Source organism: Longispora urticae (genome assembly GCF_053902585.1).
Genome location: NZ_JAQZSH010000018.1, coordinates 90,044 through 112,502, shown reverse-complemented (window position 1 = coordinate 112,502; position 22,459 = coordinate 90,044). Strand labels below are relative to the sequence as shown.

Annotated in this window: 17 protein-coding genes; 10 read left to right on the top strand and 7 right to left on the bottom strand. The window is 72.7% G+C overall.

Features of this window, described 5'->3' with window-relative positions; translation table 11 throughout:
* The first annotated feature begins 129 nt into the window (after window positions 1-129).
* Window positions 130-1,377, top strand: a complete 1,248-nt coding sequence (locus tag PT931_RS08895; RefSeq protein ID WP_456245212.1) for an ROK family protein — start codon at window positions 130-132, stop codon at window positions 1,375-1,377.
* Window positions 1,378-1,554: 177 nt separating this feature from the next.
* A complete protein-coding gene (locus tag PT931_RS08890) occupies window positions 1,555-3,882 on the top strand; it encodes a discoidin domain-containing protein (protein ID WP_456245211.1) in 2,328 nt (775 codons plus the stop codon).
* A 73-nt stretch (window positions 3,883-3,955) separates the two neighbouring features.
* Here the strand turns inward: PT931_RS08890 and PT931_RS08885 are convergent, their stop codons facing one another.
* A complete protein-coding gene (locus PT931_RS08885; protein WP_456245210.1) occupies window positions 3,956-5,689 on the bottom strand; it encodes a M28 family peptidase in 1,734 nt (577 codons plus the stop codon).
* 167 nt (window positions 5,690-5,856) lie between these two features.
* Between PT931_RS08885 and PT931_RS08880 the strand changes: the two genes are divergently transcribed.
* Complete coding sequence (locus tag PT931_RS08880; protein ID WP_456245209.1) at window positions 5,857-7,092, top strand: MFS transporter; 1,236 nt, start codon at window positions 5,857-5,859, stop codon at window positions 7,090-7,092.
* Window positions 7,093-7,131: 39 nt separating this feature from the next.
* Here PT931_RS08880 and PT931_RS08875 read toward each other — a convergent pair whose 3' ends face one another.
* Both PT931_RS08875 and PT931_RS08870 read right to left on the bottom strand, forming a co-directional pair.
* A complete protein-coding gene (locus PT931_RS08875) occupies window positions 7,132-8,784 on the bottom strand; it encodes a sensor histidine kinase (RefSeq protein ID WP_456245208.1) in 1,653 nt (550 codons plus the stop codon).
* Window positions 8,777-9,454, bottom strand: a complete 678-nt coding sequence (locus PT931_RS08870) for a response regulator transcription factor (RefSeq protein WP_456245207.1) — start codon at window positions 9,452-9,454, stop codon at window positions 8,777-8,779. Before PT931_RS08870 ends, PT931_RS08875 begins: the two co-directional genes overlap by 8 nt.
* A 93-nt stretch (window positions 9,455-9,547) precedes the next feature.
* Here PT931_RS08870 and PT931_RS08865 point away from each other — a divergent pair, with 93 nt between their 5' ends.
* The 4 genes from PT931_RS08865 (at window position 9,548) to PT931_RS08850 (ending at window position 13,442) form a co-directional block, all read left to right on the top strand.
* Window positions 9,548-10,921, top strand: a complete 1,374-nt coding sequence (locus PT931_RS08865) for a DUF2079 domain-containing protein (RefSeq protein WP_456245206.1) — start codon at window positions 9,548-9,550, stop codon at window positions 10,919-10,921.
* 51 nt (window positions 10,922-10,972) lie between these two features.
* Window positions 10,973-11,854 (top strand): hypothetical protein, encoded by an 882-nt coding sequence (locus PT931_RS08860; protein ID WP_456245205.1) that lies wholly within the window; start codon window positions 10,973-10,975, stop codon window positions 11,852-11,854.
* Entirely contained in the window at window positions 11,833-12,111 is a 279-nt protein-coding gene (locus tag PT931_RS08855) for a hypothetical protein (RefSeq protein ID WP_456245204.1), read from the top strand. Before PT931_RS08860 ends, PT931_RS08855 begins: the two co-directional genes overlap by 22 nt.
* A gap of 134 nt (window positions 12,112-12,245) precedes the next feature.
* Window positions 12,246-13,442 (top strand): metallophosphoesterase, encoded by a 1,197-nt coding sequence (locus PT931_RS08850; protein WP_456245203.1) that lies wholly within the window; start codon window positions 12,246-12,248, stop codon window positions 13,440-13,442.
* A 76-nt stretch (window positions 13,443-13,518) separates the two neighbouring features.
* Here the strand turns inward: PT931_RS08850 and PT931_RS08845 are convergent, their stop codons facing one another.
* From PT931_RS08845 to PT931_RS08835, 3 genes are all read right to left on the bottom strand, one after another.
* Window positions 13,519-14,217: a TetR family transcriptional regulator gene (locus PT931_RS08845; RefSeq protein WP_456245202.1), complete on the bottom strand. Its 699-nt coding sequence runs from the start codon at window positions 14,215-14,217 to the stop codon at window positions 13,519-13,521.
* 117 nt (window positions 14,218-14,334) lie between these two features.
* Complete coding sequence (locus PT931_RS08840) at window positions 14,335-15,099, bottom strand: bestrophin-like domain (protein WP_456245201.1); 765 nt, start codon at window positions 15,097-15,099, stop codon at window positions 14,335-14,337.
* 10 nt (window positions 15,100-15,109) lie between these two features.
* Entirely contained in the window at window positions 15,110-16,213 is a 1,104-nt protein-coding gene (locus tag PT931_RS08835) for a DUF6923 family protein (protein ID WP_456245200.1), read from the bottom strand.
* 226 nt (window positions 16,214-16,439) lie between these two features.
* On the opposite strand from PT931_RS08835, the gene PT931_RS08830 reads away from it, so the two are divergent.
* Window positions 16,440-17,426 carry a phosphotransferase family protein gene (locus tag PT931_RS08830; RefSeq protein ID WP_456245199.1) on the top strand — a complete coding sequence of 329 codons (987 nt, stop codon included), beginning with the start codon at window positions 16,440-16,442 and terminating at the stop codon, window positions 17,424-17,426.
* Window positions 17,427-17,467: 41 nt separating this feature from the next.
* Here the strand turns inward: PT931_RS08830 and PT931_RS08825 are convergent, their stop codons facing one another.
* Window positions 17,468-18,205, bottom strand: a complete 738-nt coding sequence (locus tag PT931_RS08825; RefSeq protein ID WP_456245198.1) for an SH3 domain-containing protein — start codon at window positions 18,203-18,205, stop codon at window positions 17,468-17,470.
* A gap of 208 nt (window positions 18,206-18,413) precedes the next feature.
* On the opposite strand from PT931_RS08825, the gene PT931_RS08820 reads away from it, so the two are divergent.
* Together PT931_RS08820 and PT931_RS08815 are read left to right on the top strand one after the other, a co-directional pair.
* A complete protein-coding gene (locus tag PT931_RS08820; RefSeq protein ID WP_456245197.1) occupies window positions 18,414-20,210 on the top strand; it encodes an ABC transporter ATP-binding protein in 1,797 nt (598 codons plus the stop codon).
* A gap of 43 nt (window positions 20,211-20,253) precedes the next feature.
* A complete protein-coding gene (locus PT931_RS08815; protein ID WP_456245324.1) occupies window positions 20,254-22,212 on the top strand; it encodes an ABC transporter ATP-binding protein in 1,959 nt (652 codons plus the stop codon).
* The last annotated feature ends 247 nt before the right edge of the window (window positions 22,213-22,459 follow it).

Here is a 22,459-nt window from a genome sequence, read left to right as displayed (position 1 = left end):
GCTGTCGTCCGCGCTGGCCGGTCTTGCAAAATCCAGGACGGCCGGACCTCTTGTGTTGCATCGAATCCCGTCATAGTCTCGGCCTCGAGGCAGTAACAACGGTGAACGAACGAAGTGGGGTGCGCTCCGGTGACGCAGCTGCGGTCGGCCCAGAAGGGGACCAAGCGGTCCCTGCGCGCCCGCAACGACGTGCTCGTGTTGCAGAGCGTCGCCGTCGGTGACGGTCAGGTGGCCCGGACCGACATCGTGCGGGAGACGGGGCTGCCGGCCGCGACGGTGTCCGACATCGTGGCGTCCCTGATCGAGCGCCGCCTGGTCCGCGAGTCCGGACTGGCCGGTTCGCGGGGTGGCAAGCCCCGGATGCTGCTGGAGCTGGACCGCGACCACCACCGGTTCATCGGCGTGCACGTGGGCCGCCGGCAGATCACCGCCAGCCGGCTGACCCTGACCGGCCGGGCCGAGCAGACCGTGACCATCCCGCACTTCCCCGGCGACGACACGATCGCGGTGGCCGCCTCGGCGGTGCACCGGCTGACCACGGCCGGCGGCACGATCACGGCGATCGGGGTGGCGGTGCCCGGCATCGTCACGGCCGACGGCACGATCCGCGAGGCCGTCAACTACAACTGGCACATGCTGCCCTTCGGCCGGGAGCTGTCGGAGCGGTGCGGGAACGTACCGGTCCATGTGGTCAACGACGCGAACGCGGTCGCGCTGTCCGAGGTGGCGCTGTCCACCCAGTGGGGCGTGAGCGTGGTCCTGATCTGGATCGGGACCGGCATCGGCGCGGGCATCGTCCTCGACGGCCGGCTCTACGAGGGCCGCGAGTTCCGCAGCGGCGAGATCGGCCACCTCGACATCGGTACGTCGCTGCGCTGCCGGTGCGGCCTGATCGGCTGCCTGGAGACGGTGGCCACCCTGCCGACCCTGGTCGGGGACGCGTCCGGGGCGGTCGTGGACCGGTTCCTCGCCGGGGCCGACGACGGCGAGGCCCGGGCGCTGCGGGAACGGATCATCCGGGGCGCCCGGGAACTGGCCCGGCTGCTGTCGATGCTCGCCGCCACCCTGGACGTCACCGACTTCGTGGTCGGCGGCCCGCTGGTCGGCGACCCGGTCGGTCCGGCGCTGCTCCGCGCGACGAACGAGGCCCTGGCGCTGCGGGTGATGCCCGGCTTCGCGCCCGTGACGCTGCGGTTCTCCACCCTCGGGGAGCACAGTGTCGTGATCGGAGCGACGGCGCACGCGATCTGCCAGGAGTTCGGCGTGATGCTCACGATGCCCGGCAGCACCGAGACGGCCGCGACCCCCGGCGCCGAGCCGGCTGTGACCATCCCAGAAGCCAGGACGGGCGCGACCACCCCTGGGGTCGCCGTATGACAGCGGCCCACTAGACACCACCCATATCCGCACCACTGACACCCGGCCCGCGCCGGGTGGCGGGAGAACACGTCCCGGTCACCGTCGACCGGGTCCACGGGGAGCACGACCCAGGAGATCACGGACTTCGGCCGGACACCCTCACCCGGCCGACGCCGACGAGCAAGGAGCCCCCTCATGAAAACGAGCATCTACGCCCGGGCGGCGGTGGCCGCACTGGCCGTCGTCGGCTCCCTCACGCTCGCCGCGCCACCCGCCGCCGCGGCGGACAACCCCGCCCCGGCCGTCGTTCCCGCGTTGCAGGAGTGGACCGCCGGCGCCGGATCGCTCCAGCTCGGTCCCTCAAGCCGCATCGTGGTACCGGCGGGCGCGTCCCCCCGCCTCACCCAGCTCGCCACCCAGCTGGTCGCCGAGATCACCGAGCTGACCCCGCTCCGCCTGACCACCGCCACCGGCAGCCCCGTCCAGGGCGACATCGCCCTGCGGGTGGACGCGAACGCCTCCTACGGCGCGGTCCTGGCCAACCTCAAGCCCGAGGCCTACCGCCTGGCCACCACCGCCACGAGCGTGACCATCACGGGAGCCTCCGACACCGGCCTGTACTACGGCACCCGTTCCCTGCTCCAGATCCTGGTCCGGGGCACCACCGTCCCGCTCGGCACCGCCGTGGACTACCCGAACTACGCGGTCCGCGGCTTCATGCTCGACGTCGGCCGCAAGTACTTCACGCCCGAGTTCATCCACTCGTACATCAGGTGGATGGGCTGGCTGAAGCTGAACACGTTCCAGCTGCACCTCAACGACAACGAGATCGACAGCCTGCGGCCGCCCGGCACCGACTGGTCGTCCGCGTACTCGGCGTTCCGGCTCAAGAGCACCAACCCCGACTTCGCCGGCCTCGCCGCCACCGACGGCTCCTACACCCGGGCGGACTGGGACTCCTTCGAGACGACGGCCGCCGCGCACGCCATCACCCTCGTTCCCGAGATCGACGCCCCCGGCCACGCCCGCGCGTTCGTCAAGGCCCACCCCGAACTCGGCCTCAACAACGGCGACTCCGACAACCTGGACCTGAGCAAGCCCGCGACCACGACGTACATGAAGAGCGTGTACTCCGAGTTCGCACCCTGGTTCAAGGGGCCGGCGCTGCACATCGGCGCGGACGAGTACCCCGGGAACTCGGACCTGTACAAGACGTATGTCAACACGATGGCCGCGCACATCCGTTCCCTCGGCAAGCAGGTCCGGATCTGGGGCGGGTTCACCGAGATCTCCGGCAACGCCAACGGCTACGACCGCGACATGACGGTCAACAGCTGGAACAACGGCTACTACTCCGGCCCGGCGGCCATCGCCGACGGCTACGACGTCATCAACTCCAACGACGGCGTCCTCTACGTCGTGCCCTACGGCGGCTACCGCCCCAACGGCCTCGACGGCCCGTGGCTCTACTCCTCCTGGGAGCCCAACGTGTTCGGCAACCAGACGGTGCCGGCCCAACACGCCCGGCTGAAGGGCGCCATGCCGGCACTGTGGAACGACCAGGTACGCAAGGTGTACACCGAGCTGTACGTCCACGGCCTCATCAAGCCGACCTTCGCGACCCTCGCCCAGAAGGAGTGGTCCGGCACGAAGTCCGGCACCGACTACGCGGCGTTCACCAGCCGGGTCGCCGCGGTGGGCATGGGCCCCGGCGTCGCCTACATCAGGCCCGTCGTCAACCCCAACGACCTGGCGCTCAACCGCCCCACGACCGCGTCCTCCCAGGAGACCGCCGGCCTCGCCCCGGTCTTCGCCACCGACGGCGAACAAGGGACCCGCTGGGCGAGCACCTACAGCGACAACCAGTGGATCCAGGTCGACCTCGGCGCCACGAAGTCGGTCGGCGGCGTCGTCCTGGACTGGGAGGGCGCCTACGGCAAGGACTACGACATCCAGGTCTCCGCCGACGGCGCGAGCTGGACGACCGTCTCCCAACGCCGGGGCCGCACCACGGCGGGCGTGGACACCATCACCCTCACCCCGGTGAACGCCCGGCACGTCCGGATGCAGGGCCTCGCCCGGGGCACGACGTTCGGGTACTCGCTGTTCCGGTTCGAGGTGCTCGCGGCGGCGTCCACGGACCTCGCCCGCAGCGGCACGGCCACCTCGTCCTCCAACGAGACGGCGAACTTCACGGCCCCCAAGGCCAACGACGGCGACCCGGCGACCCGCTGGTCCAGCGCCTACACCAACGGCGAGTGGCTCCAGATCGACCTGGGTTCGGCGAAGACCGTCGGCCGGGCCGTCCTGACCTGGGAGGCCGCCTACGGCAAGGACTACGACATCCAGGTCTCCGCCAACGGCACCTCCTGGACGACGGTGGCGACCCGGCGCGGGGAGAACGGCGGCGTGGACGACGTCACCTTCACCCCGACCTCGACCCGCTACGTCCGGATGCAGGGCGTCACCCGGGGCACCACCTACGGGTACTCGCTCTACACGTTCGAACTCCGCAGCTCCTGAGCCGCCGGGAGCGGGCCGCCAGGACGGGCGGCCCGCTCCCGGGTCACGGGACCCGGACGAGGTCCCGCGACACTCAGGACACCGTCAGCGCGGTGTCGTCGAGGACGAAGTTGGTCACGAGGCTGGCGTCCTCGGTACCGGTGAACGTGATGGTGACGGTCTGCCCGGCGTAGGACGCCAGGTTGAAGGTCTTCTGCGCGTACCCGGTGGCCTTGTTCAGGTTGCTGTACGTGGCCAGGGTGGTGCTACCCACCTTCACGGTCAGCTTGTCGTACTGCACCGTGGTGGTGGTCTCGGTGGTGTCGATGTGCAGCCAGAACGACAGGGTGTAGGTGGAGCAGCCGGCCGGGACGGCCACCGACTGCGACGCCGTCGTCGTGTTGGTGCTGCCCTTGCCGCCGAGCAGCGCGAGCCTGGTGCCGCCGTGCGCCGGCTGCGCGGTGGTGCCCGCGCGGATCACGCCGGTCGACGCGGTCCACGGGGTGGCCGTGGCGTCCTCGAAGCCCGGGTTGCCGAGCTTCTGGCCCGCGCCGGTGCAGCCCGGGCCGCCGTTGATCGTGAGGGCGTAGGTCACCGAGTGGGTCGCGCCGGTGCCGGTCCCCGTCACCGTGATCGTGTACGTCCCCGGCGTCGCGGCCGTGGTCGTCGCGATCGTCAGGGTGGAGGAGTTGCCGGAGGTCACCGACGACGGGCTGAGGCTCGCCGTCACGCCGGCCGGGGCGCCGCTCGCGCCCAGGTTCACGGTCTGCGCGCTGCCGGACGTCGTGGACGTGCTGAGCGTCGCGGTGACCGACGAGCCCGGGTTGACCGATCCGGAGGTCGGGCTCAGGGACATCGCGAAGTCGTTGGTGGCGGAGCCGACGGTCAGCGCCCACACGGCGTAGGCGATGGAGTCCGCGTACCGGTCCAGGGACGTCGTGTTGACGTTCGAGGGGTACGAGTCGCACGACCGGTGGTAGCAGGGGTCGTACGCCGCGCCGGCCGTGCCGCCCCACTTGGTGACCTGCGCGGACGTCTTGGTGCGGCCCGCGCCCGTGGACATCAGCGACGCGGGGATGCCGGCGCCCCGGAACGAGCCGTCGTCGCTGCAGCACTCGGTCGACGTCTCGGTGGGCACGTTGATCGAGGCGAAGTACTCGCGCACCTTGACCGCGACAGCGTCGGTGCCGGTGGCGAAGTACCCGGCGTTGGTGGACGCGATCATGTCGAACGTGCCGTACGCCTTGATAGCGGTCTTCTGCGCCGACGACAGCGAGTTGACGTAGTGCTTCGAGCCGACCAGGCCCTGCTCCTCGCCGGTCCACCAGCCGAACCGGAGGTGGTTGGTCATGGTCGGGTTCGCGGCGGCCACGGCGAGGGCGACCTCCAGCAGGGCCGTGGAGCCCGAGCCGTCGTCGTTGATGCCCGGGCCGGCCGACACCCCGTCGAGGTGCCCGCCGAACATGTAGGTGTTGCTGGTGTTGCCGCCCGGCCAGTCGGCGATCACGTTCTGGGCGGAGCCGTTGCACGAGGTACAGGTCTGCATCGTGACGGTGTACCCGGCGGCCTCCAGCTTCTGCCGCACGTACGCCGCCGACTGGGTGTAGCCGCCGGTGCCGGTCGCCCGGTTCCCGTTGTTGTTGGTGGCGATGGTCTGGAGCTGCTGCAGGTGGGCCTTGACGTTGTTGATGTCGATGTTCGGGGCGGCCAGCGTCGTGCCGGCTGCCGACGCTGCTCCGGGGGCGGCGGTCGACGGCTGGGCTCCCAGCGCCACCGTCCCCGCGACCAGGGCCAGGACGAGCCCGGCCATGCCTGTGACACGTTTCATGAGGGGGACTCCTTGTGTCGGGGCCGTTACCACGGCTGGCCGTAGACAAACAGACCCAGAAGCCCAACACAAGACATAGGTACCCTTGAATTGTTATGGACATAACAGGGGTCACTCCCGGTCACCGGGGTCCGCGCGGCCGCCGGCCGGTCGGATAGCCTCGCACGATGTCCTCACCCATGATCAACGTCTGGCGCGCGCTCAACCCGGGTTCGCCGGCCGTCACGGCGCTCACCCTGAGTTCGCTCGTCGCGTCCATCGGGCGGGGCACTTTCATCACCATCAGCGTCGTGTTCTTCTCGAAGTCGGTCGGGCTGACCGCCGCCCAGGTCGGGGTGGGCATGACGATCGCGGCCGTGATCGGGCTGCTGTCCGGCGTGCCGGCGGGCTACCTCGCCGACCGGATCGGCCCCCGGACGGTGACCGTCGTGCTGGGCTGCGTGCAGGCGACCGTGCTCCTCGGGTACACGGTCGCGAAGGGTTTCGTGGGTTTCGTCGTCGTGGCCACCGTGGTGTCCCTCGTGGAGTCGGGGCTCGGGGCCAGTCGGGGCGCGCTGATCGCCGGGGCGGTGCCGCCCGAGGTGCGGGTCCGGACCCGGGCCTACCTGCGGTCCGTGACCAACGTCGGCTGGGTGGTCGGCGCGCTGCCGGCCGGTTGGGCGCTGGCCCACGACACCCGGAACGGCTACCTGGCCGTCATCTGGCTCAACGCGGCCCTGTTCGTCGGGTCCGCCCTGCTGAACCTGCGGGTGCCGGCCGTGCCGCCGCAGCCGAAGGCCGCCTCGGGCCCCCGGCTCGTCGCGCTGCGGGACAAGCCGTTCGTGACCCTCACCCTGCTCAACGCCGTGCTGTGCATCCACTACGGCATGCTGAACATCGCGGTGCCGCTCTGGATCATCGAGCGCACCTCCGCGCCCGCCTGGGTCGTCGCGGCGGCCACGGCCCTCAACGCCGTCGTGGTCGTCGTGTTCCAGGTCCGGGCCAGCCGGGGGACCGGCGACGCGACCGGCGGTGCCCGGGCCCAGCGCGCCTCCGGGTTCCTGCTGCTCGCCGCGTGCCTGCTGTACGCGCTCGCCGCCGGCCAACCGCCGTGGGTCGCGACCGTGGCCCTGATCGCGGGCGCGCTCGTGCACGTCCTCGGCGAGCTGCGGCAGGCGGCCGGCGGGTGGGGCATCTCCTTCTCCCTGGCGCCGGAACACGCGCAGGGGCAGTACCAGGGGCTGTACAACATGAGCTTCGCCTTCGCGAGCGTCGTGGCGCCGGCGATCCTGACGACCGTCGTGGTCGGGTGGGGGTGGCCGGGGTGGCTGCTGTTCGGGCTGGTGTTCGCCGGGGCCGGCGCGGCGGTGCCGGCGGCGGTGCGGTGGGCCCGGCGGAGCGCGCCGGAGCTGGTCGCGCACTGACCGCGCGGCCGCGCATCCGGGCTCGCCGGCCGGCACCCGTCAGGCTTCGGGCAGGTCCAGTTCGAAGCGGGCGCCGCGCGGGCTGTCGACGGCCGTGAGGGTGCCGCCGTGCTGCGCCGCCAGGTCCCGCGCGATGGCCAGCCCCAGCCCGGTCCCACCGGAGTCCCGGTCGCGGGCGGCGTCGAGGCGGGTGAACCGTTCGAAGATCCGTTCCCGGTCGGCGGGCGCGATGCCCGGCCCGTCGTCGGTGACCACCATGACCACCCGCCCCCCGGCGGAGCGGACCGCCACCCGCACCTCGGCGGTCGCGTGCCGGGACGCGTTGTCGAGCAGGTTGCGCAGCAGCCGGCCGAGCTGGGACTCGTCCCCGGTCACCACCGCCGGCCCGTCGGCGTGCGCGGTGAACCGGGGCCCGTCGGGGTGCAGGTAGCCGCGTTCGGCGGTCTGTTCGCGGGCCAGGTCGGCGAGGTTCACGGGCCGGCCGGTCGCGGGGTCCTGCGCGGCGGTCCGGTCGAGCCGGGCGAGGAGCAGCAGGTCGTCGGTGAGGGTGCCCAGGCGGCGCGCGTCGTGCAGGGTGGTGCCGAACACCGCCGGCCAGTCCACGCCGTCGGGGTGCGCGAGGGTGACCTCCAGGCCGGTGCGCAGGCTCGCCAGGGGGCTGCGGAGCTCGTGCGCGGCGTCGGCGACGAACCGGCGCTGCCGGGCCACGGCCTCCTCCAGGCGGTCGAGGGTCGCGTTGGTCGTGACGGCCAGCCGGGTGATCTCGTCCCCGGACGGCGGCACCGGCACCCGGCGGTCGAGTTCCTGGCCGGAGATCTCGGCGAGCCGGGCCCGGATCTCCTCGACCGGCCGCAGCGCCCGGCCGGTGACGAACCAGGCCATCAGAGCCACGAAGAACACCGCGAGGGGTACGACGCCCAGCAGCGCCCGGTCCAGCGCCGCCACCGCCGCCTCCGCCTCGTCGGGGAGCACCACCACGAAGGCCAGCACGCTGGTCTGGTCCACGAACGGCTCCTGGACGGTGCCGAACTGCTGGGCGAGCACGGTCAGCTGGGCCGCGGTGACCTTCCCGCTGGCGGCCACCGCGAAGTCCACGTTGCGACTGTCGAACCGGAGCGGGGGACCCTCGTCGTTCCACGCCTCGGCCCGCACCCCGTACATGCCGCTCCAGCCGCGACCGACCGACCCGACCGCGTAGTGCGGGAGGGGGACCCGCCCGGAGTACACGTATCCGGCGATATCCCCCGAGGTCGCCACGGGGGTGCCGTCGGTCAGGGTGATGAGCCACTCCGACCGGCCGACGTTCGTCACCGGATCCTGGCCGCCGTCCGGGAAGGCGCCGGCGATCAGGTTCTGCGCGGCCAGGCTCGCCTGCCCCTTCTCCGCGGCCATCCGGGTGTCGTAGATCTCCGAGCGCATCCACAGCGCGCCCAGCCCGAAGACGAGCGCGGCGGCCAGCGCGCTGGCGAGGGCGGCCCGGAGCCGGACCGACTCGATCCGGCGCGGCACGCCCCGGGCCTGCACGGCCAGCCAGTGCCGGCCGGGCGTGCTCTCCCAGACGGCGCGCGGCACGGCCGGCCAGCCGGAACCCCGGTGCCACCGGCCCCACCGGCCGGCCCGCCACCAGCCGCGGCCCCGCACGGGCCGTGACCGGCCGGGGCTCCGCGCGGGCCGGCCGTTCCGGCTACGCACGGGCTTCCACCAGCCGGTAGCCGGCGCCGCGCACCGTCTCGATGCTGCGTACCCCGAACGGGATGTCCATCTTGCGGCGCAGGGCCCGGACGTACACCTCGACGATGTTGACGTCCCCGTCGAACGCCTGGTCCCACACCTCGTCGATGATCTCGGTCTTGGTGACCACCTCGCCGGCGCGGCGGCCCAGGCACGCGAGCACCGCGAACTCCTTCGCCGTCAGCGCCACCTCGGTGCCGCCCCGCTGGCAGCGCCGCTCGGCCGGGTCGATCCGCAGGTCGCCGACGGTGAGCACGGTCGGGCGGGCCGCGCCGCCGCGCCGGATCAGGGCGCGGAGCCGGGCGACGAGCACGACGTAGGAGAACGGCTTGGACAGGTAGTCGTCGGCGCCGGTGTCGAGGGCCTCGGCCTCGTCGTACTCGCCGTCCTTGGCCGTGAGCATCAGCAGCGGGGTGTCCACCCCGTCGGCGCGCAGCGCGGCGCACACCTGGTAGCCGTTGAGCCGGGGGAGCATGATGTCGCAGATCACAGCCTGGTAGCCGTGCAGCCGGGCGAGGGACAGGCCGGTCTGCCCGTCGTGCGCGAGGTCCACGGCGAAACCCTCGGCCATCAGCCCGTGCCGCAGGGAGGCCGCCAGGGCCCGCTCGTCCTCGATCACCAGAATGCGCATCGACCCCATGGTCGCACAGCGTGACGGGCCGACCTGAAGATCACTTCAGCTGGCTTCAGGGTGCGTTCAGCCACACCGGGCGACCGTCGCCGCATGACTCGCCGCTGGGCACCGCACGCGCTCGCCGCGCTCCTGTTCGCCGCGTACGCGGCGCTGTCCGTGACCAACCATCTCCGGATGCGCACCACAGGCTACGACCTGGGCATCTTCGAGCAGGCCATCCGGGGGTACGCCGAGGGCCGGGCCCCCGTCTCCGAGCTCAAGGGCCCCGGCTTCCACCTGCTGGGCGACCACTTCCACCCGGTGCTGATGCTGCTGGCCCCCTTCTACAAGCTCTTCCCGACCCCGCTGACGATCCTCGTCGCCCAGGCGTTCCTGTTCGCGCTGTCCGCGGTGCCCGTGACCCGGCTCGCGGTCCGCACCCTGGGTCACCGGCGCGGACTGGCCCTGGGCACCGCCTACGGGCTGTCCTGGGGCGTGCAGCAGGCCGTGGACTTCGACTTCCACGAGATCGCCTTCGCCGTCCCGCTGCTCGCCTTCGCGATGGAGGCCCTCGCGGACGGCCGGTGGCGGCGCGCGGTCCTGTTCGCGGTGCCGCTGCTCCTGGTCAAGGAGGACCTGGGCCTGACCCTGGCCGCGATCGGCGGGTACCTGTTCCTCCGCCGGCAGCGCGCCCTCGGGGCCCTGGTGGCCGCGACCGGGCTCGCCGGGACCGCCCTCACCGCGCTGGTCGTGATCCCCGCGTTCAACCCGGCCGGCACCTACGCCTACGGGGCGGACGGGAACCACCTGGCCGGCCTGGACGCCAAGGCCTGGATGCTGTTCGCGCTGCTCGCCCCGACGCTGTTCCTCGCCGTACGCTCCCCGCTGGTCCTGGTCGCGGTACCCACCGTGGCCCTGCGGCTGTGGTCGACCACCCCGAACCACTGGAGCACCGACTTCCACTACGACGCCGTCCTGATGCCGATCCTGTTCGTCGCGCTCGTCGACGTCCTGGGCCGGCTGCGCCCGGTCTGGACCGGCCGGCTGGCGGTGGGAGTTCTCGGCGTCGCGCTCGCCTTCGCCGTGCACCAACCCCTGGCCGGCCTGCTCACCCCCGCCGCCTGGCGGGTCACGCCCGAGGTGGCCGCCGTGCGCGCTGCCCTGGACCGGATCCCGGACGGGGCCGTGGTGGCCGCCGACAACCGGCTCGTACCGCAGTTGACGGCCCGCTGCCAGGTGTTCCAGTACCCGCAGGTGCCCGACGGCGTCCGCCCGGACTGGATCGTGACCGTCGACAGGCCGATCGGTTCCGGGGCGCCGCCCGCCGGTCCGGACGCGGGCTACGAGGTCGTGGACCGGGCCGGCGGCCTGACCGTGCTGCGACGGACGCCGATCGACGGCTCGGCGCACCCCCCGACCGTCCATGATGAACGCTCTGCGACAACAATCACACGAGGGGTGACATTCAGGCCGGTCGGCTCGTAGCTTGCTGGGGTGTGGAACGTACGGAGTGTCCACTTCGCCCTAGGGAGAAACGTGCGGAACAGGTTCTTACGGACGATGATGGCGGCGGTGCTCGGCGTCGGGGTGACGGTCGGGCTCGCGGCGACGGGCGGGCTCGGGGCCAGTCCGGCGGGAGCGGCCCCTGGGGCGGTGACCGTCGGGGAGAGCCTCGCCTCCTCACCCCGCCCCGGCCCGGGCGCCGAGTCCACCGACGCCGTGGCCCCCGAGGCCGCCCCGCTCCCGGCCGGCGTGAAGACCCGGACCTGGACCGTCGCCCGGTACGCCGCCGCCTGGCGCAGGGCCAACGGCCGCGAGATGACCGACCGGGAGCGCGACGCCCTCGCCCGGGGCTGCATCGGCGTCACCACGGTGAACATCGAACGCGGCAACATCAACCCGCCGCTGGGCCTGTCGTTCGGCACGTTCGACAAGGCGCGCGACGTGCAGACGGCACTCAACGCCGTCCTCGCCGGGGCTTCCGGCCGGACCGACTACGCGGACCGGGTGAGCGGGGATCCGCTGCTGTCGACGCTGGACAACGTGACCGGCTCCCTGCCGGGCGGCGACCCGGCACAGTGGACGGCGGTGGTCTTCTCCAAGCGGTTCCACTCCGGCCAGGACTCCGGCTGGACCGCCGAGGAGACGGAGCGCGCCTTCCGTCCCGACGCGCGGGGCCAGGTCGACATGACCGACTACCGGTACCGCGCGAAGCCCGGCTACGTCAACTTCGACTACGGCTGGTACGACCCGGCGACCGGCGACTGGTGGCACGCGAACCACGCGGAGCCCGACATGGAGATCTACCAGAGCACCCTGAGGTACTACTCCCGGCCGCTCCTCGACTTCGACCGGCAGGTGTACTCGGTGACGTTCGCGAAGAAGGCGACGCCGGCATGGTATTCCTCGACGAACTAGTCGGCCTGACCGTGACCCTGCGCGGCACGGCGGCGGACGCCCACCGGGGTGCGGTCGTGCACGGCGACGCCGACTGGGTGGTCTACGTGGAGGGCCTCGCCGACTGGGGCGGCACGGTCGGCCTGTCGGTGGAGGTGACCGGCCTGTTGATCGAGACGCCGCTCGCCCCGGAACCGGCGGTGCGCGACGGGGCGGTCAGCCACGGCGCGTCGGGTACCCGGCACGTGCTGCGCGGGGCCACCTGGCGCCTGGCGTGAACCGGCCCCCGGTCTGAGCCAGCCTCGCCCGGGTCGACACCGCGACCCGGGCGGGGCTGTTCCCGGTGTGGGGAACCGGACAATGAACCGCCGGGCTGTTGTTAAGAGACCAACAGTTCGTTATCGTGGTACCCATGTCGGAAGCCCTGTCGTCAGCTCCCCCCGCCGCGCCCGCCCGCGCCCCCGGCCGGTCCGCGCCCCGCTGGCTGTGGCTCGTGCCGGTGTTCGGCGTCCTGTGGCTGCTGTTCGTCCTGCCGTGGTGGACCCTGGTCGTCTCCGGCGCCGACTGGCCGACCCCCGTGGTCGTCGCCGGCACCGTGGCGTTCGCCGCCGCGCTGGTGGCGCTGCCCGTGACGATGGTCCTCGGCCACGGCCCGCGCCGCCTCGACGCCGCCGCCCGGATCGGCGACACCCTGATCGGCGTCGTCTGGGTGCTGTTCACCTGGTCGATCCTGAGCCTCGTCCTGCGGTTCGCCCTGTTCCTGGCGGGGGTCGACAACCCCGACCGGTCCCGGATCACGGCGGTAGGCACGGCCGCCGTCGTGCTCGTCCTCCTCCTCTGGGGGTACCGGGAGGCGATGCGCGTCCCCCGGATCCGCCGCGTCGACGTCACCCTGCCCAGGCTCGGCCGGGGGCTGGACGGCACGACGGTCGCGATCCTCGCCGACACCCACTACGGTCCGATCGACCGGGCCCGGTGGTCCGCCGGGGTCACCGACGCCGTCAACGCGCTCAGCCCCGACATCGTGGTGCACGCCGGGGACATCGCCGACGGCACCGTGGCCCGCCGCCTCGCCCAGGCCGCGCCCCTCGGCGAGATCCGCGCGACCCTGGCCCGGGTGTACGTGACGGGCAACCACGAGTACTCCGACGAGGCCCAGGGCTGGCTCGACCACATGGCGCACCTCGGCTGGGACGCCCTGCACAACCGGCACGTCGTGGTCGAACGCGGCGGCGACCGGCTCGTCCTGGCCGGCGTGGACGACGCGACCGCCCGGTCCTCCGGGCTCGCCGGCCACGGCGCGAACGTGGCCGCCGCGGTGGCCGGAGCCGACCCGGACCTGCCGGTGCTGCTCGTCGCCCACCAGCCCAAGCAGATCCCGGCGGCCGTCGAGGCGGGCGTGGACCTCCAGGTCTCCGGGCACACCCACGGCGGGCAGATCTGGCCGTTCAACCTGCTGGTCCGGGTGGACCAGCCGAGCGTGCGGGGGCTGAGCCGGCACTCGGAGCGCACCCAGCTCTACACCAGCGGGGGAGCCGGGTTCTGGGGGCCGCCGCTGCGGATCTTCGCCCCGAGTGAGATCACCCTGCTGACCCTCCGCGCCGCCTGACCGGGCCTGGGGCGCAGCCTGGGCTGTCAGCCCCCGGCCGACACAGGTCGAGATCCGGTGATCGCGCCGGCTCCCGTCAGGGGGTCGGCGCGCCCGCCGTGGCCCGGGCCGACAGCCCCACGAGCTGGTTCACCAGGCCCTCGGTCAGCCCGCGCGCGAACAGTTCCCGGGCCGGTGGCAGTCCCAGTTCCGCCATCACGGCCGACACGGCCTCGGTCGGCACCGCGTACGGCCACAGCCCGGCCACCAGCACGAACACGGCCTGCGCGAAGTGCTCGGCCGCCGGGGCGTCCAGGTGCGGCACCCGGTCCCGGACCAGCCCCGCCAACCGGGCGGTGCGCTCGTGGGCGCGCAGCTTGAACGTCCGCGCGACGTCCACCGAGATGTTCTTCTCCAGCACGCCGGCCGTCACGCTGGCCAGTTCGCAGAGCAGCGGCTGCGCGGCGAGCGACCCGGCGACGACCGTGGCCACCCAGGTCTCCCGCGCGAACGGGCCGTCGGACCCCGGCGGCTCCGCCAGGGCGGCCTCGACCTCGTCCAGCCAGGCCGTCCAGTTCTCGTCCATCACCTCGAGGAAGATGGCCTCGCGGCTGTCGAAGTACCGCAGGACGTTCGACTTGGCCAGACCGACGCCGTCACTGAGTTCCCGCAGGCTGATGTCGGCGACCCGGCGGACCCGCAGCATCGCCCGCGCCGTGTCGAGGATGGCGCACCGGCGCGCCTCGACCTGCTCGGGGCGGCGGGCCCGCTGGAAACCGGGCGGCGGGGAGACCATGCCCGGAGAATATCAGACCGCCGGGCTGTTCCGCCGCCTCGCGGACCTCCCGACCGACCCCCTGCCAGGGGCCGGTCGCCCGTCGCCGCCCGGCCGGGCCGCCGCGCCCGGTCGGCGCTACGTCTGGCCGAGTTGCCGCTGCGCCTCCTCGAACGCGCCCGGCTCGACGGCCATCCCGTGGCTGAACGGGTACTCCACCTGGTAGAGCACGAAGAGCATCAGGGCGACCATCCCGCCGAGTACCGCCATCATCAGCCCGTTGGGGAAGGTGCGCTCCATGCCGAACATCCAGAGGAAGCCGACCGTGACCAGGCCGCCGAGGATCAGGATCGGCCACAGCGGCTCGGGCATGCCCTCGTCGGCGGCGGCGACCCGGGTCCGGCGGGCGTCGGCGGCGTCGTTGACCCGGCCGAGCAGCTGCTGGAAGTAGGTCTGCTGCCGTTCGCCGACGGGCTCGACCTTCTCGACCCGGACCCGGAGCGCCTCGAACGTCGCGGCCGTCCGCGGGTCGGCGGCCCGCCCGTCGCGCAGGCTGTCCCACTCCCGGTTGACGACCTCGTGGGTGTACCGGGTGATCAGCGCCTGGATGTCGGTGCGGTCGGGCTCGGCCAGCTGCCCCGCGGACCGGTACGCCTCCACCATGTCGGCCGCCTCCCGGTCGGTGCTCGCGCCGGCGTCGGTGTGCGGCTCCCACACGGCGATGGCGGCGATGGCGATCAGGATCGCGTAGACCATCCCGATGGTCGCGTACAGCGCGCCGGCCCCGTTGGAGTCCGCGACCACCCACCGGGCGGGCACGTACCTCGACACGAGCAGGAACCCGAGTACCGACAGCACGGCGGCGGCGGCCATGACCCCCGTACCGGTGAGCAGCATGGACATGGACGGTCTCCTACCTGAGACGGACGGCGCCGCGCACGGCGACGATGACGGCGGGCACGAGCATCGCGACGACGACGAACCAGGTCAGGGGCATCCTGGGCGGGGGTGGCGGGGGCGGCTGGTACCCGCTGGCCACGAACGGGCTCGGCGACGGCTTCGGAGCCGGCGGCGTGGTCGCAGGGGGAGTCGCGGCCGGCGGGATCGTCTCCGTCGGCTCGGGCGTCGGCGGACTCGTCCGCGGCACCGGGGGGACGGGCGCGGGCGACGGCGGCGGGGTCGGGCTCGGCGTCGGGCTCGGCGTGGGCACCGGGGCCACGTGCGGGCAACCGGCGGCGTCGGCGTGCTGGGTGCCCGGACCGTCCCCGGTGGACGTGACCCGGCCGTCGGAGCGGCGGACGTGGTACAGCCGGCCGGTCGTGTTGTTCAGCGCGTGCAGGAGGCCGTCGGGGGTGATCACCACGGCCCCGTAGCTGCCGGACCCGGGGAGCGTGGGGGTGGCGGCCAGCCAGGTGACCGCGCCGGTGGCGGGGTTGATCCGGGTGACCCGGCCGGGGCCGTGGTCGGTGTCGACGCCGTACAGGGCGCCGTCGGCCGGGTCCACGTCGAAGTCGCCCAGTTCCACGTCGCGCGACAGGTGCACCTTGGACCGCACCTTCAGGTACGTCGGGCCGGTGGGCTCGATGTCCACGGCGTACAGCTCGTCGTCCGAGCGCAGGTACCAGGTCCGGCCGGTGACCGCGCCCGCGAACGCGCCCCGCAGGCCGGCCGGCGCGGGCCCCCGGTCGGTGACCGCCCCGCCCTGGCCGACGGTGACGAGGCGCGAGCCGTGGTGGTAGTCGCCGATCCCGTAGAACAGGCCCTGGCCCGCCGCGTACCCGAGGCCGTTGACCCGGACCGGCAGCTGGGCGACGGTGACCCGCGCGCCGGCGCTCTCGTCGTACCGGAACAGGGTCGAGCCCTTGACCAGGTAGAAGCCGTTGCGGCACCCGGTCGCCGGGTCGGCCCCGCCCGCCGGGGAGGCCAGCGCCAGGGCGGTGCAGCCGGCCAGGAGCGCGACGGCCACGGCGGCGGACCGGGCTGCGCGGCGTGCCCCGAGGGGCCCGGGTGCGGGCATGGCGGGATCCTCTCGGTGCTGCTGGGTGGATGACCTGCCACAACGTACGTCCGATGCTAAATACACCCAAGATCGACAGGAAGAGTTACGGAGGGGATTACTTCCGACACTTTCTGATGTATTTCAGGGCGCCAAATGGGTACGGGTGCCCGGACCCGGATATCGGTTTCCGTTCGCGGCCCGCTCTGGCCATGCTGGAGGGTCACACGGCGCACACGGGGGAACGATGGAACGCGGATTCGTCGAGAAGGAACACCTGACCGGCCTCGTCCGGGCGGCCCTCGGGCCCGACCGCCGCCTCCGCGCGGTGGACCGGCTCCGGGGCGGCAGCAAGAAGGGCGTGTACCGCCTGACCCTCGACGACGCCTCCACGGTGGTGCTCTACGTCTGGGCCCCGGCCGAGAACTACTGGCCGGCCGGCGTCGAGGACCCCGCCGACCCGTTCGCCGAGGCCTCCGGCGCGGAACTGTTCGGGGCGGCGCACGCCCGGCTGGCGGAGGTGGGCGTCCGCACCCCCCGGCTGCACCTCCTCGACCGGAGCCACGGGCACTACCCGGCCGACGTCGCCCTGGTCGAGGACGTGCGCGGCGAGACCCTGGAGGCGCTCCTGGACCGCGACCCGGCCGCCGCCGAGCCCACGATGGTGGGACTGGCCGCCGCGCTCGGCCGGATGCGCGGGCGGCGGGAGACCCGGCTCGGCAAGGTCGCGCTGGTCGACGCCGGCACCGCGCCCCAGGACCGGAGCTGCGCGCGGGTCGTCCTGGACCGGGCCCTGCGCCACCTCGACGAGGCCGCCGCCCGGGTCGAGGTGATCGCCGCCGCCCGGGACCGGATCGAGGGGGAACTCCGGGACCGGGCCGCCGCCGTGCGCCCCCGCGCGGCCCACGGGCTCGTGCACGGCGAACTGGGTCCCGACCACATCCTGGTCGCCGACGACGGCGAGCCGGTGCTGATCGACATCGAGGGCGTGATGTGGTTCGACGTCGAGTGGGAGCACGTCTTCCTCCGGCTCCGGTTCGGCGCGCACCACCGGTGGCTCGAGGCGCCCGACCTCGACCCGGACCGGCTGCGGCTCTACGACCTCGCCCTGGAGTTGTCCCTGGTCGCCGGCCCGCTCCGGCTGCTCGACGGCGACTTCCCGGACCGGGAGTTCATGCTGCACGTCGCAGGGCACGCGACCCGGCGGTTGCTGGCGGGGGTGTCGGCGCCGTAGCGGGCGCCCGGCCCGTCGGGGCCGGGCGCCGCGACGACCGGTCAGTGGTTGTACTTGAACCAGGGCTGGGTCCAGCCGAGGTACGGCTTGCCCCACTTGCTCTTGATCTCGGCGATCGTGGTCTCGGTCAGGGTGCCGTTGCCGTGGATGTCGTTGGAGATGAACTTGCCGCCGCCGATCGAGATCATCACGTGTCCCGCGCCGCCGGAGAAGAAGGCCAGCCCGCCGGCGGGCACGGTGGTGTCACCCGCGTGCCTGTACGCCGCCGGGACCTGGGTCCAGTGCACGTAGGCGGTGGTCGACCCGCTCGCGGGGAACCCGTAGGCCAGCCCCATGATGTGGTCGCACCGGTTGTGGTAGTCCGCGACGTACGAGGTCGTCTTGTGGTTGATCGCCCAGGTCACGGCCTGCGAGCAGCTCCGTGGGTCACCCAGCCCCGCGGTGGAGCACGCCGGACCCGAGCCGCACAGCGGTGCGACGAGGTCGTCCGAGCCGGTGTACACGTAGGTGTCCGTGATGTAGCCGGTGGAGATCTTGTCCCAGATGTTGCTCGTGCCGTACTTGCCGGTGACCGTGTCGCCGTAGGTCTGGCAGATGATGGTGACCGACGCGCCGCTGGCCACCGAGCCGACGGCGGTCGAGGAGACGTGCGGGCCGGAGCGGACGGTGACCGACGCGCCGCTGTCGGTGTGCACGGTGCCGCTGGCCGCGAAGGCGGTGCCGGCCGCCAGCGTGACCACGGCCGTGAACACCGCGCCGACCACACCGAGACGCGCCACACCGCGGCGCAGTGAACCCTTACCAGACATGTGCTCTCCCATTGGGTCAATGCATCGACGAGCTGGAATGATTGGACGGGCGGTGGGGGTACCGGTGTCAACGGGAACCTGGCCGGAGGTCGTACATCTGACAACAACACCGACGCCGGGTGCAATCGGGCGCTGACGGACCGCCCCACGCCCGCGCTTCGTTAGCTAAGCTAACGATGTGCCCCCGACCTACCGCGTCCCCACCGCGGCCATCGACCCGGACGTCACCAAGCCGTGGCTGCGCCGCGCCCTGCCCCTGGTCCGCGCGCACCGGATCCTGCTGTTCGGCTCGCTGGGCCTGTCGTTCGTCGGGCTGCTGCTCCAGGTCCAGATCCCCAACGCCCTGCGGATCGGGATCGACCGGGCGGTCACCGCGCGCACGGCGAGCCTGTGGACGTTCGTGTGGTGGATCGCGGCGCTCGCGGTGGCGACCGGGATCGTGAACTACCTGGCCCGGCGGTACCTGCTGCGGACGGCCTACGAGATCGAGTACGACCTGCGCAACATCATCTTCACCCACCTCGCCCGGATGCCGTTCGGCTTCTACGACCGGGTGCAGTCCGGGGAGCTGATGTCGCGGTCCAGCTCCGACATCCGGGCCGTCCAGATGTACCTCGCGTTCGGGCCCTCGATCCTGGTGCAGTGCTCGATCGCCGTCCTCGCGTTCGGGCTGATGGTGTCGATCAATCCGCTGCTCGCCGTGGTCGCGATGTCCACGATGCCGGTGATCGGGTTCCTCGGGGTGTCGATGCGCAAGGCCATCTTCCCGGTGTCCTGGCTGATCCAGTCGCGGCTGGCGGGCGTGGCCACCGTGGTGGACGAGAACATCAACGGGGTACGCGTGGTCAAGGCGTTCGCCGCCGAGGGTCGCCAGCTGCGGACCCTGGCGGAGGCCGCCGACCGGGTCCGCTGGGCGTACGTGGCCGACGCCCGGATCCGCAGCCGCTGGTCCCCGGTCCTGGAGAACCTGCCCCGGCTGAGCCTCGCCCTGGTGCTGCTGTGCGGCGGCTGGATGGCGATCGACGGGCACGCGACGGTCGGCGAGATCGTGGCCTTCAACTCCTACGTGCTGATGCTCCAGCCGCCGTTCCGGATGCTCGGCATGATGATCATGATGGGGCAGCGGGCCGCCGCGTCCGCCCACCGGATCTACGAGATCCTGGACACCCCCTCCGAGGTGGTGGACCCGCCCGAGCCGCTCGACCCGGTGCTCACCGGCGAGGTGCGGTTCGCGGACGTCGTGTTCCGGTACCCGAACGGCACCCTCGCCCTCGACGGCCTGGACCTGGCGATCCGCCCCGGTGAGACGGTCGCGCTGGTCGGGCGGACCGGTTCCGGCAAGTCCACGGTGGCCCGGCTGCTGGCCCGGTTCTACGACCCGGAGTCCGGGACGGTCCGGGTCGACGGCCACGACGTGCGCGACCTGCGGCTGTCCACCCTGCGCGACCAGGTCGGCATCGTGCCCGACGAGGCGTTCCTGTTCTCCGTCCCGATCCGGGACAACATCGCCTACGGCCGGCCCGACGCGCCGCTGGCGGACGTGATCGCTGCGGCCGTCGCGGCCGGGGCCGACGAGTTCGTCGACGACCTTCCCGACGGGTACGACACGGTCGTCGGCGAGCGCGGCTACACCCTGTCCGGGGGCCAGCGGCAGCGGATCGCCATCGCCCGCGCGCTCCTGGTCAACCCGCCCGTCCTCGTGCTCGACGACGCGACCAGCGCCATCGACGTGGTGGTGGAGCAGCGGATCCACGGGGCGCTCCGCGAGCTGATGCGCGGCCGGACCACCCTGATCGTCGCCCACCGGCTGTCTACGATCAGCCTCGCCGAACGGGTGGTGCTGATCGACGCGGGCCGGGTGGTCGCCGAGGGCACGCACGCGCACCTGCTGGCCACGGAACCCCGGTACGTGGAGGTCCTCGCCGAGGGGCTGCACGAGGTCCCCGACGACGCGCCCGAGGAGGTCCGGGCGTGACCCGGATCCGACGCCCCGCACGAGGAGAGGCCCACCCGTGAGCATGTTCGGCGGCGGTTTCGGTGGTCCGGGGGCCGGCCCGGGCAACGCGGCCGGCGGCGGCCTCGGCGGGATCGGGGTCGGCCGGGGCGGCGGCGCGCAGGCGGCCAACCCGGGCGGCGGGCTGCCCTTCGCCGGCATCCCCGCGGAGCTGCTCGCCGGGGTCGCCACCCTGGAGGCGGGCGAACCGGAGCACGGCGACCCGGGCGTGACGTTCACCCACCGGCAGCCGGCGACCCGGCGGCTGACCATGGCGTCGGTGATCACCGGGCACCGGGGGCTGTTCGTGGCCGCGTGCCTGCTCGTACTCGTCGAGTCGTTGTTGTTGCAGGCCGGCCCGTATCTCGTCCAGGTCGGTATCGACCACGGCATCGTCGCGCACCGGCTGCCGGTGCTGTTCCTCGCGACCGGCGCGTTCGTCGCCGCCGTGCTCGGCACCGGGCTGGCCTCCGCCGCCCGGATGCGGGCCAGCGGCCGGCTCGCCGCGTCCGCGATGCGCGACCTGCGGGTCCGGGTCTTCGGCCACCTGCAACGGCTGTCGCTGGGCTACTACACCGACGAGCGCGGCGGCGTGATCATGACCCGGATGACCTCCGACGTCGAGTCGCTCCAGCAGCTGCTCCAGGAGGGCCTGGCCCAGTTCGTGATCCAGGCGCTGACCATGGTCGTGGTGACGGTCGTGCTGTTCGCGTACAACGTGCCGCTCGCCCTGATCACCCTGCTGCTCGTCGTGCCGACCCTGGGCGCGTTGTCCTGGTGGTTCCGGGGCGCGTCCGACCGGGGCTACCGCCGGCAGCGCGACGCCATCGCGGCCATGTTCACCGACCTGTCCGAGAGCCTCTACGGCGTGCGGGTCGCCACCGCGCACAACCGCCAGGACCGCAACATCGCCCAGCACCGCGAGGTCGTCGGCCGGTACCGCGACGCCAACGACCACACCGGCTTCACCAACGCCGTGTACGGCCCCGGCGCGTCCGCGATCGGCATGCTCGGCCTGGCCGCGCTGCTCCTGATCGGCGGCCGGATGGTGCTGCGCGGCGAGCTGAGCATCGGGGAACTGACGGCGTTCGTGCTGTACCTGGGCGCGTTCTTCCAACCCATGCAGCAGCTCGTGCAGTTCTACACGAACTACCAGCAGGGCCGCGCGGCCGTCGCGAAGCTCGCGGATCTGCTGGCCACCCCGCCGACCGTGCACGAGGCGGCCGACGCGACGGACCTGCCGGCCATCTCGGGCGCGATCACGTTCGAGAACGTCTCCTTCGGGTACGACCCGGCGCGCCCCGTACTCGGAGACGTCGATCTGCGGATCGAGGCGGGGGAGACGATCGCCTGCGTGGGGCCGACCGGGGCCGGCAAGTCCACGCTCGCGAAACTCGTCACCCGATTCTACGACCCCGATGCCGGCCGGGTGCTCATCGACGGCCACGACCTGGCCGGGGTCACGATCGCCTCGCTGCGCCGCCAGATCGGGGTCGTCCCGCAGGAGCCGTTCCTGTTCGCCGGCACGATCCGGGACAACGTGGCCTTCGCCCGGCCCGGGGCCACCGACGCCGAGGTGTGGGCCGCGATCGACGCCGTGGGCCTGCGCGACCTGGTCGAACGCACCCCGGCCGGCCTGGACACCGCCCTGCACGAGCGCGGCCAGTCCGTCTCGGCGGGGGAGCGCCAGCTGCTCGCCCTGGCCCGGACGTTCCTGGCCCAGCCCCGGGTGGTGGTCCTCGACGAGGCGACGTCCAACCTGGATCTGCACTCGGAGCTGCGGGTCGAGGCGGCGCTCGACGTGCTGCTCGACGGCCGGACCGCCCTGCTGATCGCGCACCGGCTGTCCACGGCGATGCGGGCCGACCGGATCCTGGTGGTGGACGACGGCGGGATCGTGGAGTCGGGTTCGCACGCGGAGCTGCTCGCGGCCGGCGGCCGGTACGCGGCGATGCACGCCACCTGGACCAGCCACACGGACTGAGCCCCGCCGCCCGTCCCGGGTTGCGGGTCACTCTGCGTGACAGGCGCGGAAAGTCCCCCGTATCACTCTTCGCACTCCACCTGCGGAAATATCCCGACAGGTGTGACGGTTCGCGACTGTTAACTCAACTCACAGTTGCATTACCCGTGATCAATGCTCCATGATGTTTGTCACACGTCAGTATCGAGCACTAACGCGCACGGGGCCGACCCCTCAGGAGCCTGTCATGCCACAGCGAACCCGTCTC